This is a genomic window from Stenotrophomonas maltophilia group sp. LNF247, from assembly GCF_054083135.1.
Map to the genome: position 1 here is coordinate 239,551 of NZ_JBSRQL010000005.1, position 12,292 is coordinate 251,842.

General features: G+C 65.8%; 7 protein-coding genes. 5 read left to right on the forward strand and 2 right to left on the reverse strand.

Annotated features, from left to right (window positions below):
• Positions 1-430 precede the first annotated feature (430 nt).
• The 5 genes from ACTXG9_RS07745 to ACTXG9_RS07765 all read left to right on the forward strand — a co-directional run bounded on the left by ACTXG9_RS07745 (position 431) and on the right by ACTXG9_RS07765 (position 9,276).
• Positions 431-1,816: an NAD-dependent succinate-semialdehyde dehydrogenase gene (locus ACTXG9_RS07745; RefSeq protein ID WP_111097835.1), complete on the forward strand. Its 1,386-nt coding sequence runs from the start codon at positions 431-433 to the stop codon at positions 1,814-1,816.
• Between the two features lie 62 nt (positions 1,817-1,878).
• On the forward strand, positions 1,879-3,519 hold the full coding sequence (locus ACTXG9_RS07750) for an acetolactate synthase large subunit (RefSeq protein ID WP_021202067.1): 1,641 nt from the start codon (positions 1,879-1,881) through the stop codon (positions 3,517-3,519).
• 175 nt (positions 3,520-3,694) lie between these two features.
• On the forward strand, positions 3,695-5,206 hold the full coding sequence (gene lysS / locus ACTXG9_RS07755) for a lysine--tRNA ligase (RefSeq protein ID WP_021202068.1): 1,512 nt from the start codon (positions 3,695-3,697) through the stop codon (positions 5,204-5,206).
• 205 nt (positions 5,207-5,411) lie between these two features.
• Complete coding sequence (locus ACTXG9_RS07760) at positions 5,412-6,551, forward strand: response regulator (RefSeq protein WP_019661474.1); 1,140 nt, start codon at positions 5,412-5,414, stop codon at positions 6,549-6,551.
• Between the two features lies 1 nt (position 6,552).
• Entirely contained in the window at positions 6,553-9,276 is a 2,724-nt protein-coding gene (locus ACTXG9_RS07765) for a response regulator (RefSeq protein WP_456115796.1), read from the forward strand.
• Positions 9,277-9,288: 12 nt separating this feature from the next.
• Here ACTXG9_RS07765 and ACTXG9_RS07770 read toward each other — a convergent pair whose 3' ends face one another.
• Together ACTXG9_RS07770 and ACTXG9_RS07775 are read right to left on the reverse strand one after the other, a co-directional pair.
• Positions 9,289-10,158, reverse strand: a complete 870-nt coding sequence (locus ACTXG9_RS07770) for a crotonase/enoyl-CoA hydratase family protein (RefSeq protein WP_012480080.1) — start codon at positions 10,156-10,158, stop codon at positions 9,289-9,291.
• A gap of 200 nt (positions 10,159-10,358) precedes the next feature.
• The gene (locus ACTXG9_RS07775; protein WP_019661476.1) at positions 10,359-12,035 is read right to left on the reverse strand and encodes a long-chain fatty acid--CoA ligase; all 1,677 of its coding nucleotides are present in this window, start codon (positions 12,033-12,035) and stop codon (positions 10,359-10,361) included.
• Between the last annotated feature and the right edge of the window lie 257 nt (positions 12,036-12,292).

Sequence of the window (12,292 nt, forward strand, 5' to 3'; positions counted from 1 at the left end):
CAGATCCCAAGAGTATTCCCGACAGATCGCGGAAATCTGTCGAAGGCGGGGTGGGTCCGGTTGCGGGGGCGTGAGCGCCATGGATGGCGCGACCGAGGCTACATGGGTGAGGGCGCTTTGCTTGCGAAGCACTGCTTCGCAAGCGCCCGAACGCCCAGCCGCCGGCGGCTGGGCCGGACCCCGGAGGGGGATTCACGCCGTCCCCCGCAACCGGACCCACCCCGCCATCCCACGGAATGCAGGCCTTTGACCTTGACGTTGCCCTGGCCTCTGCGGGTGCAGGGCGCAGCCCTGCCGGCACCTATCTCCATTCAGACAGGTAAGTGCAGGTCACAGGATAAGCAGACGCCTTGTTGCCTCCGCCAATCGGGTCCACATTCCTGTGCAGGAGATGGGCCACCGCCCGTCGTCGAGACACCAGGAGACCTGCATGTCCGCTGCCCCCAGTACAGCCATTTCCCGCGATCCGGCCACCGGCCAGCAGATCGCCAGCCACCCCTTCGCTACCGACGCCGAACTGGAGGCCATCCTCGATCGCGGCCAGGTTGGCTTCGCCGCCTGGAGCACGAGGAGCCTCGAACAGCGTGCAGACGTATTGCGTGCGATGGCCGCGGTACTGCGCCGCGACCGTGAAAAGCTGGCTGCGCTGGCTACCGCCGAAATGGGCAAGGTCCAGGCCGAATCCCTGGCCGAAATCGAGAAGTGCGCCGTGCTGTGCGACTGGTATGCCGACCACGGTGCGCAGTTCCTGCGCGACGAGCCGACCCAGGTGCCCGACGACAAGGCCTACGTGTCCTACCTGCCGCTGGGCGTGGTGCTGGGCATCATGCCGTGGAATTTCCCGTACTGGCAGGTGATGCGCGCGGCGGTACCGATCCTGATGGGCGGTAACGGCTTCCTGCTGAAGCCGGCCGAGAACATCGTCGGCACCGCGCAACTGCTCGATGCCGCCTGGCGTGATGCCGGGCTGCCGGAAGGCACCTTCATCGCCGCCAACATCAGCCGCGAGGGTACCAGCCGTGCGATCGCCGATGACCGCATCGCCGCCGTCACCCTGACCGGCAGCGTGGCCGCCGGCCGCAGCATCGCCGCCCAGGCCGGGCAGGCACTGAAGAAGGTAGTGCTGGAGCTGGGTGGCTCGGATCCGTTCATCGTGCTGGCCGACGCCGATCTGGACGCCGCCGTAGATGCCGCGGTCGCCTCGCGCTTCCAGAACACCGGGCAGGTCTGCATCGCCGGAAAGCGCATCATCGTCGAAGACGCGGTCTACGACCGTTTCGTGGCGCAGTTCTGCCAGAAGGTGCAGGCACTGAGCATCGGCGATGGCCGCGACCCGGCCAACCGCATCGGCCCGATGGCCCGCCAGGACTTGCTGGAACAGCTGGATGCGCAGGTACGCGCCTCGGTGGAGGCCGGCGCGAAGCTGCTGGTCGGCGGCCATCAGCTGGATCGCCCGGGCGCGTTCTATGCCCCCACCGTGCTGGCCGACGTGGAGCCGGGCATGCAGGCCTTCGATACCGAGACCTTCGGGCCGGTGGCCTCGATCAGCCGCGCCCGTGATGCCGACCACGCGGTGGAACTGGCCAACCAGAGCGAGTTCGGCCTCAGCGGCAACCTGTGGACCGGCGACCGCGCCCGAGCCATGCAGCTGGCCCGCCGGCTGCAGACCGGCGGTGTGTTCGTCAACGGCTTCTCCGCTTCGGACCCCCGCGTGCCGATCGGCGGCGTGAAGAAGAGCGGCTTCGGCCGCGAGCTCTCGCACTTCGGCATCCGTGAATTCGTCAACGCGCAGACAGTGTGGTTCGACAAGCATTGACGCGCGGCTCTCATCCTTCCTGCAACGATCCACCATCAGTCCAGCACAAAGGACGGCATCCGATGTCCAAGGGTTCAGATCTGCTTGTCGCCGCACTTGAGAACGAAGGCGTCGAGCGCATTTTCGGTATTCCCGGCGAAGAAAACCTCGACGTGGTCGAGTCGCTCCGCCATTCCAGCATCGAACTGGTCATCACCCGCCACGAACAGGCGGCGGTGTTCATGGCGGCCACGTATGGCCGCCTGACCGGCAAGCCGGGCGTATGCCTGGCAACGCTCGGTCCGGGCGCGCTCAACTTCACCACCGGCGCCGCCTACGCGCTGCTCGGTGCGTGGCCGGTCATCATGATCACAGGCCAGAAGGGCATCGTGGCCAGCAAGCAGGCACGCTTCCAGATCGTCGACATCGTCAGCACGATGAAGCCGCTGACCAAGCAGGCGCGGCAGATCGTCTCGGCGCGCACCATCCCGACCATCGTCCGCGAAGCGTTCCGTGTGGCCCAGGAGGAGCGCCCGGGCCCGGTGTTGCTGGAGCTGCCCGAGGATATCGCCGCCGATGAAGTAGAAGGGGTGTCGCTGATTCCGCCGCATGCGGTGGAGCGGCCGATTGCCAGCCCCGAGGCGCTGGACCGCGCCGCGGAGATCATCCGCAATGCCAAGCGGCCGTTGCTGATGATCGCTTCGGCGGCGTCGCGGCCGCAGTCCAGCGAGGCGCTGTCGGCGTTCGTACTACGCGCCGGCATTCCGTTCTTCACCACGCAGATGGGCAAAGGTGCGGTGGCCGGCGGCTCGGGCCTGTACATGGGTACCGCGGCGCTGACCGAACGCGACTACGTGCACATGGCCATCGACCAGGCCGACGTGATCGTGACCATCGGCCATGAGGTCACCGAAAAGCCGCCATTCGTGATGCGTCCAGGCGGGCCGACCGTGATCCATATCGGCTACTCGCAGGCGGCGGTGGAGCAGGTGTACTTCCCGCAGGTGGAAGTGATCGGTGACATCGGCCGTTCGCTGACCCAACTGGCCGACCGCATCGAAGGCGCGGTGCCCCATGCCGATGCGCTGCTGCCGCTGCGCGCGACCATCCTCGAGCACCTTGCCGATCGCGCCGAGGACGCTGGTTTCACCCCGCAACGACTGGTGCACGACGTGCGCCAAGTGATGCCGCCAGACGGCATCGTGGCGCTGGACAACGGCATGTACAAGATCTGGTTTGCGCGCAACTACCGCACCCAGGTGGCCAACACATTGCTGCTGGACAACGCGCTGGCGACCATGGGCGCGGGCCTGCCGTCGGCGATCATGGCCTCGATCCTGTACCCGCAACGACGGGTGCTGGCGGTGTGTGGCGACGGCGGCTTCATGATGAACAGCCAGGAGCTGGAGACGGCGCGCCGGCTGGGCCTGAACCTGGTGGTGCTGATCCTCAACGACGGTGCCTACGGCATGATCCGCTGGAAGCAGGCGGTGGATGGTTTCACCGACTACGGCATGACCTTCAGCAATCCCGATTTTGTGAAGTATGCCGAGGCCTATGGCTGCAAGGGGCATGAGGTGACGGCCATCGAGCAGTTCGTCCCGACCCTGGAGGCGGCCTTCAACGAGGGCGGGGTGCACCTGGTGTCGGTGCCGATCGATTACTCGGAGAACCAGCGGGTGCTGGTGGACGAGCTGCGACAGGCGTTTCCCGGGAACGGCTGACGCCGGCGCCGCGCTCCGGTGGGTGTCGACCTTGGTCGACACAGGGACCGCCAACCAAGGTTGGCGACTACCGGGGCAGGGCGGCGGCGGGGCTGGGGCTGGACGGTTTTGGTATGCTGGGCAACCGGCTGTGCCGGGCGCAAGATCCCCCTCACTACACGATTCCCGCAGATCCATGAGCGAAGCTACCGATACCCCCCCCGTCGACGAAAACAAGTTGATCGCCGAGCGCCGTGAGAAACTCAAAGCGCTGCGTGGGCAGGGCATCGCGTATCCGAACGATTTCCGTCGCGAGGATTTCGCCGGCCGCCTGCAGGAAGAGTTCGCCGATGCCGAACAGTGGACCGCCGAGGCGCTGGAAGGCAATGGCCGCCAGGTGAAGATGGCCGGCCGCCTGATGGCCAAGCGCATCATGGGCAAGGCCAGTTTCGCGCAGATCCAGGACGAGTCCGGCCGCATCCAGCTGTTCCTGCAGGGCACGGTGCTGGGCGATGCCTATACCGCCTTCAAGGGCTGGGACGTGGGCGACATCATCGCCGTCGAAGGCGGCCTGACCCGCACCAGGACCGGCGAGCTGTCGGTCAAGGCCGAATCGATCCGCCTGCTGACCAAGTCGCTGCGCCCGCTGCCGGACAAGTGGCATGGCCTGGCCGACGTCGAGCAGCGCTATCGTCAGCGCTACGTCGACCTGATCGTGACCCCGGAATCGCGCGCGGTGTTCATCAAGCGCTCGAAGATCATCCGCGCCATGCGCGCCTGGCTGGACAGCCGCGATTTCCTGGAAGTCGAGACGCCGATGATGCATTACATCCCCGGCGGCGCGGCGGCCAAGCCGTTCACCACCCACCACAATGCGCTGGACCTGGACCTGTACCTGCGTGTGGCGCCGGAGCTGTACCTCAAGCGCCTGACCGTGGGTGGCCTGGAGCGCGTTTACGAGATCAACCGCAACTTCCGCAACGAAGGCGTCAGCACCCGCCACAACCCGGAATTCACCATGATGGAGCTGTACGAGGCCTACGCCACGTACAACGAGATCATGGACCTGACCGAAGGCGTGATCCGTGACGTGGCCAAGGCCGTCAACGGCAGCACCGAGGTCGAGTGGGACGGGGCGAAGATCGACCTGGGCCCGGCGTTCCGCCGTTGGCGCATGGACGAGGCGGTGCGCCACCACAACCCCGAGATTTCCGTCGCCGACTGCACTGACCGCGACGCGCTGCTGCGCCATTGCGAGCGCCTGAATATCCGCGTCAAGCCGTCCTACGGCTGGGGCAAGCTGCTGCTGGAGATCTTCGAGGCCACGGTCGAGCACACCCTGATCCAGCCGACCTTCATCACCGACCACCCGGTGGAGGTCTCGCCGCTGGCTCGTGCCAACGACAACGACCCGGGTTACACGGATCGCTTCGAGCTGTTCGTCAACGGCAAGGAGCTGGCCAACGGCTTCTCCGAACTGAACGACCCGGAAGACCAGGCGCAGCGTTTCCAGGCCCAGGTGGCCGCGAAGGAAGGCGGCGACGACGAGGCGATGCACTACGACGCCGACTACATCCGTGCGCTGGAGTACGGCATGGCCCCGACCGGTGGCCTCGGCATCGGCGTGGATCGCCTGGTGATGCTGCTGACCGGCAGCAGCTCGATCCGTGACGTGCTGCTGTTCCCGTACATGCGTCCGGAGCAGTAAGTCGTCTTTTTGACCCCTGTTTGTGCGCGCCGTCGCGAAATGAGACGGCGCGATTGACGCCTCCCGCACTCGGCGTATCGTTAATGCACTACCTTGACGTCTGTTATGGCTTGATCGGCGCCAGGGGGAGTGCGCATTGTGGAGAGTCCGCTTCACAATGTGATGACGATCATGAACCGGGACGCATGACACGGGAGTCGGGCCGATGCAGGGTGCGAGCGTTCGCAGCGGCAGGGTATCCTCGCCTGCTGATGATCCAGCATGGTCGAGAAACCAGGCGGAGTACGCGTTGAACATCGTCATTGTTGACGACCAGACGTCCGCGCGGACGATGCTGCGTCACGTCATCGAAGACATCGCGCCGGAACTGAGCGTGCATGACTTCGGCGATCCGCTGACCGCATTGGCCTGGTGCGAGGCGCACCCGGTCGACCTGCTGCTGCTCGATTACCGCATGCCGGAGATGGACGGGCTGGAGTTCGCCCGCCGTTTCCGTCGCCTGCCCAAGCACCGCGATATCCCGGTGATCCTGATCACCGTGGTCGGCGACGAGCCGATCCGGCAGGCGGCGCTGGAAGCGGGGGTCATCGACTTCCTGGTCAAGCCGATCCGCCCGCGCGAACTGCGCGCGCGCTGCTACAACCTGCTGCAGCTGCGCCAGCAGACCGAGAACGTGAAGCAGCGTGCGTTGTCGCTGGAGCAGCGCCTGCTGGCCAGCATGCACGAGGTCGAGGAACGCGAACGCGAGACCCTGTCGCGATTGGCACGGGCGATCGAGTTCCGAGATGCCGGCACCAGTGCCTACCTCGAACGCATGGCGCGCGTGGCGGGGCTGATTGCCGAGCAGCTGGGCCTGCCCGAAGACGACGTGCGCCTGATCGAGATGGCCGCACCGCTGCATGACATGGGCAAGATCGCCATTCCCGACGCGGTGCTGCTCAAGCAGGGCAAGCTCAATGACGAGGAGCTGGCGATCATGCGCCGGCATCCACGCATCGGCCACGAGCTGCTCAGTGGCAGCCAGAACCGTTTCATCCAGGTGGGCGCGCTCATCGCGCTGCGCCATCACGAGCGCTATGACGGCAGCGGCTATCCCGACGGCCTGGTCGGCGAAGCGATCCCGCTGGAAGCGCGGATCGTTGCTGTCGCCGATGTCTTCGACGCACTCATCTCACCCCGTCCGTACAAGGAAGCATGGACCATGGAAGCCACACTGGCCTATCTGTACGCACAGCGTGGCCGCCTGTTCGATCCACGCTGCGTGGATGCGCTGATGCGCGGCCGCCAGCAGTTGATGGACATCTGCGCCCAGCACTCGACGGCATCGACGCGACCGGGTGGGTGACATGCAGGACCTGTTCGCACGCGTGAAGCGTCGGCTGGCGCAGCGTCCGGATTCGGAACATGGCCAGGCGATCGTGCGGGTGGTGCTGATCTCGCTGATCCTGATCTATGTTCTGCTGTCCGGTGCCCGCCTGCACCGGTTGGATCAGTACCAGGGCGTGCTGGCAACGGTAGTGACCGGCCTGGGCCTGTCGCTGCTGCTGTTCGGCTGGCTGCTGTGGAGGCCGCAGCGCTCGGACCCGCGACGGGTGGCCGGAATGCTGGCCGATTACGGACTGATCGCGATCGGCATGATCCAGATGGGTGAGCCGCTGGCGTGGGTGTATGCGGTGGTGATGTGGGTGACAGTGGGCAACGGCCTGCGCTTCGGGCCGCGGTACCTGGCCGCTGCCGTCGTGCTGGCCATGGCCAGTTTCGGCACTACGGTGCTGTTGACCCCTTACTGGCAGGCCAACCTGGGCCTGGCGTTTTCACTGTGGCTGGGGCTGTTGGCGGTACCGTTGTGCTGCTCCTCCCTGCTGCGCCGAAGGATGCGACATCCGACCATGGATACGACGCCCGCCACTGGCTCCGACAAGCGCTCGCTGCTGGCCCGCTTCAAGCAGCGCCTGTCCGGGCGCGAGGACAGCGAGCACGCGCAGAACCTGATCCGCATCATCATCACGGCGCTGTTCATCAGCTATCTCGGCTGGCGCTCGCTGAGCGGTGGCGGTGAGGCGCTGACTGCGACGTGGCTGATCCTCGCCTTCGAGCTGACCATTTCCGCAGGCCTGCTGGCCGCGATCCTGGTCAATCCGGGCGTGTCGCATGTGCGCCGGGTGATCGGCATGCTGACCGACTACACCTGCATGGCCTGGATCATGACGATCCAGGGCGAGCCGGCCGCACCGCTGTATGCGGTGATGCTGTGGGTCACGATCGGCAACGGCATGCGCTACGGCAGCACCTACCTGCGCGTGGCCACGGCCATGGGCTGCCTGGCGTTCCTGTGCACGGTGATGCTGTCGCCCTACTGGCGCAGCCACGACTATCTGGGCTGGGGCCTGCTGCTGGGCCTGGGCGCGATTCCGCTGTACTTCGATTCGCTGTTGCATGCCTTGACCCGGGCGGTGGCCGAGGCGCGCCAGGCCAACGAAGCCAAGAGCCGCTTCCTGGCCAACATGAGCCATGAGTTCCGCACGCCGCTGAACGGGCTGGCGGGCATGACCGAAGTACTGGCCACCACCCGCCTGGACGACGAACAGCGCGAGTGCCTGAACACCATCCAGGCCTCGACCCGCAGCCTGCTGGCGCTGGTGGAAGAGGTGCTGGACATCTCCGCGATCGAAGCCGGCAAGGTGCGCGTGGAGTCGCACGAGTTCGCACTGGCCGACGTGCTGCAGGCGATCAACCTGATCCTGACCCCGCAGACCCGCTCCAAGTCGCTGGACTATCGCGTGCAGGTGGACGACAACGTGCCGCCGCGCCTGCTGGGTGATGCCGGGCATCTGCAGCAGATCCTGCTGAACCTGATGGGCAACGCGGTCAAGTTCACCGACAGCGGCTACGTGCATCTGCGCGTGTCGAGCCCGGACGCGCCGGGCAGCCAACGGATGCGCCTGCGATTCGAGATCGTCGATACCGGCATCGGCGTGCCGGTGGCGCTGCGTGGGCGCCTGTTCAATGCCTTCGAGCAGGGGGATGTCGGCCTGGCCCGTCGCCATGAGGGCACCGGCCTGGGCACGGCCATTGCCAAGGGCCTGGTCGAGTCGATGGGCGGGCAGGTCGGCTATGTACCGAACAGCCCGCGCGGCAGCGTGTTCTGGGTCGAGATCACGCTGGACGTCGCAGAGACCGCATCAGCCCCGGCGGTTCCGTCCGAGGTGGCTGAAGCCGGCAATGTCATCGCGTTTTCCAACCCCTTCCTGCGCCATCGTGCACGGGTGCGCAGCCTGCGGGTCCTGGTGGCCGACGATCACGAGGCCAACCGCATGGTGCTGCAGCGGCTGCTGGAGAAGGCCGGCCACAAGGTCACCTGCGTCAACGGCGGCGCCGAAGTGCTCGATGCGTTGGAGCAGGCCAGTTACGACGCAGCGATCGTCGACCTGCACATGCCCGGCATGAGCGGACTGGATCTGCTCAAGCAGTTGCGGGTGATGCAGGCCAGCGGCATGCCTTACGTTCCGGTCATGGTGCTGAGCGCAGACGTCACCCCCGAGTCCATCCTGCGTTGTGAGCAGGCCGGCGCCCGCGCCTTCCTTGCCAAGCCCGTGGTGGCCACCCGCCTGCTGGAAGTGCTGGCCGATGTCGCCGCCAACACCCGCGCCGAGCCCGGCATCCAGTCGGTGCCTGCATTGCCGGTCGGCGATGGCGTGCTCGATACCGCGGTGCTGGACGAGCTGGCGTCGCTGGGCATGGGCGATGGCTTCGAACGCAAGTTCATCGACCAATGCCTGGCGGACGTCGACGCGAGCATGGGCCAGCTGCAGGGCTGCGGCGAGCGCCAGGCCTGGGAGGATTTCCGCGAGCACGCCCACGCGCTGCGCGGCGTGGCAAGCAACCTGGGGCTTGTCCAGGTTGCCGCCTCCAGTGGCGAACTCATGCGCATGGCGGACTGGCAGCTGAAGGGCGAATGGAGCGCCCGCCTCAGCAGCCTGGCGACCGCTCTGCGCAACGGCAGGAATGCGTTGGCTGCCCGTAGTGCGGGGGCACCGCACCGCGACGACAGCGAGCGCAGCCCGTCCTGACCCGCCAGACGATCAGGCCGGGTCGCCATTGCGTCGGGCCTGCGCCCGTACCAGCCGGTCCATGGTGCGCAGGGACTTCTCGCCGAGCTGCATCGCAGTGTCTACCCAGATCTCGGTGATCCGCATCATTTCATGCAGCGGCACCATGGTGGCGATCTCGTTGACCTCACGCATCGCCGCCCAGGCGTGCGGGATGCGTCGGCTTTCCTTGATTACCTGTTCGACTGCGGCAACACCTTCGCCCACCGGCACCACGATGTCGACCAGGCCCATTTCCTTCAGCTGGCTGGCGGTGTAGAGGTTGCCTTCCAGCATGATCTTCTCCGCCAGCCGCGGACTGATCCGCTGGCACAGGAAGGAGTAGGCGCCCATGCCGGGGAACAGGTCGAACAGCACCTCCGGCAGGCCCATCAACACGCCTTCCTCGGCGACGATGGTGTGGCAGCTCAGTGCGGCCTCGAAGCCGCCCCCCAGTGCATTGCCCTGGACCAGGGCGATGCTGTGGGCACGGGTGCCCAGGCCGGCATGGAAGGCATGCACGCCGCGCACGCAGCGCTGGGCATAGTCGAGCAGGCGGGCGCGGTCGCCCTCGCGGATCAGGCGGCAGAACAGTTCGAGATCGCCGCCCAGATTGAACACGTCGCTGTCCGAGGCAAGTACGACATGGGGTGACAGAGCGTGCGAGGCGCTGAGGCGATCGCCCAGTTCGCGCTGGTAGTCGACGATGTCATCGACCAGGCGCGAGGCGAAGCACGGCCGGCCTGGCTGGTTGACCAGGTTGGCGTGCATATGGATCCAGTAAACGTCCCGCTCGGGTTCTTCGGTGATACGCAGGGTAGGGTGCTGCGAGGGACGGGTAATGATGGGGCGTACTGCAGACATGGGAGTTCTCCGTGTGACCGTCCGGCCAACCGCAGAGCGGACGGAGAGGAGTGAGGGGGCGAGCTGAACATGCGGCGGCGACTGATTCTATGCACCCGTCGTGAACCGCCCGCAAGCGCCGGGCCGGCCATGTTCCGGCAATAAAAAGACCCCGCCGTCTCCGGCGGGGTCCCCTGTACTGTCGTGCTGCCCGGAAACCCTTACTGGGCGGGCGTATCACGCAGCTCGCGACGGAGAATCTTGCCGACGTTGGTCTTCGGCAGCTCCTTTCGGAATTCTACGATTCTGGGGTGCTTGTAACCGGTCAGGTTGGCCCGGGCATGTTCCTTGACCATTTCCGCGGTCAGGTTCGGGTCCTTCTTCACAATCACGACCTTCACGACCTCGCCGGACTTCTCGTCCGGGACACCGACCGCAGCCACTTCCAACACGCCGGGCATCATCGCGATGACGTCCTCGACCTCGTTCGGGTACACGTTGAAGCCGGACACCAGGATCATGTCCTTCTTGCGGTCGACGATGTAGAAGAAGCCCTGTTCGTCCATCTTCGCCATGTCGCCGGTGTGCAGCCAGCCGTCGGCGTCAATGGCCGTAGCGGTTTCCTCCGGGCGCTGCCAGTAGCCCTTCATCACCTGCGGGCCCCTGATGCACAGTTCACCCACTTCGCCCAGCGCCAGGATGTTGCCGTTGTCGTCCTTGATGCAGGCATCGGTGGACGGGATCGGCAGGCCGATGGCGCCGTTGTACTCGGGTAGGGTGAGCGGATTGATGCAGGCTGCCGGCGAGGTCTCGGTCAGGCCATAGGCTTCGACCAGGGTCACGCCGGTGACCTTCTTCCAGCGTTCGGCCACGGCACGTTGTACCGCCATGCCGCCGCCGAGGGTGAACTTGACCGAGGAGAAGTCGATCTCGTCGAAGCCGGGGGTGTTGAGCAGGCCGTTGAACAGCGTGTTGACACCGGTGATGGCGGTGAAGCGGGTACCCTTGAGCTCCTTGACGAAGCCCTTCATGTCGCGCGGGTTGGTGATCAGGTGGTTGCAGCCACCGAATTTCATGAAGACCAGGCCGTTCGCGGTCAACGCGAAGATGTGGTACAGCGGCAGGGCCGTGATGATCACTTCCTTGCCCGGCTCGATGCCTGAAGTGGACAGCCATGCCGACGCCTGCTGCATGTTGGCGATCAGGTTGCGGTTGGTCAGCATCGCGCCCTTGGCCACGCCGGTGGTACCGCCGGTGTACTGCAGGAAGGCGATGTCGTCGTGGTCGATCTCGACAGGCGGAAGCGCGTGGCGGCTGCCCAGCTTGAGCGCCTGCCTGAAGCGGACGGCGCCCTTGATGTGGTAGTTGGGCACCATCTTCTTGACGTACTTCAGTACGAAGTTGACGATCGCGCCCTTGGCGCCGAGCAGGTCGCCCAGGCCGGTGGTGACCACGTGCTTGACCGGCGTATCGGCGATGACCTGTTCGACGGTGTCGCCGAAGTTGTCGACCACCACCAGCGCACTGACGCCGGCGTCGACCAGCTGGTGCTTCAGCTCGCGGGCGGTGTACAGCGGGTTGACGTTGACCACGGTCAGTCCGGCGCGCAGCACGCCGAAGGTGGCCACCGGGTACTGCAGGCAGTTGGGCATCATCAGGGCGACGCGGTCACCCTTCTTGAGCTTGAGCTCACCCAGCAGGTAGGCGGCGAACTGGGTGACCAGCGCGTCTGTCTCACCATAGGTGAGGACCTTGCCGAAGCTGGAGTAGGCGGGACGGTCGCGGAATTTCGCTACGGAAGCGTCGAAGACCGAAGCTACCGAATGGAACTCGTTGACGTCGATTTCGGCGGGAACGCCTTTCGGATAGCTCTGCAGCCAGGGACGATCCAGACTCATATTCCCCCTCCAGGAATCGTGATGTATTAGGTTCGGCCCCGAGCGTATCGACAATGGCCGTTCATTGCAGCATACCCCGCCGTAGGGAAAACGCGAAGAGGGGTTTGCGTGGCGCATTGTGCGAACGCGTCAAACGGCGCCGGGCATGGCCTGGCGCTACCGAAGGCAGGACGCGCCTGGTAGCGCCGGGCCATGCCCGGCGGGGGTTTCAAGGTGTGCGGCTGGCGCAGCCCTGCTTGCGCCCCCGTGCACCGTTG

Bases quoted from the DNA above. Each gene is read 5' to 3' on its own strand.
- lysS (WP_021202068.1), top strand. From the start codon at position 3,695: ATGAGCGAAGCTACCGATACCCCCCCCGTCGACGAAAACAAGTTGATC.
- ACTXG9_RS07775 (WP_019661476.1), bottom strand. From the start codon at position 12,035: ATGAGTCTGGATCGTCCCTGGCTGCAGAGCTATCCGAAAGGCGTTCCC.
- ACTXG9_RS07750 (WP_021202067.1), top strand. From the start codon at position 1,879: ATGTCCAAGGGTTCAGATCTGCTTGTCGCCGCACTTGAGAACGAAGGC.
- ACTXG9_RS07745 (WP_111097835.1), top strand. From the start codon at position 431: ATGTCCGCTGCCCCCAGTACAGCCATTTCCCGCGATCCGGCCACCGGC.
- ACTXG9_RS07770 (WP_012480080.1), bottom strand. From the start codon at position 10,158: ATGTCTGCAGTACGCCCCATCATTACCCGTCCCTCGCAGCACCCTACC.
- ACTXG9_RS07760 (WP_019661474.1), top strand. From the start codon at position 5,412: ATGCAGGGTGCGAGCGTTCGCAGCGGCAGGGTATCCTCGCCTGCTGAT.
- ACTXG9_RS07765 (WP_456115796.1), top strand. From the start codon at position 6,553: ATGCAGGACCTGTTCGCACGCGTGAAGCGTCGGCTGGCGCAGCGTCCG.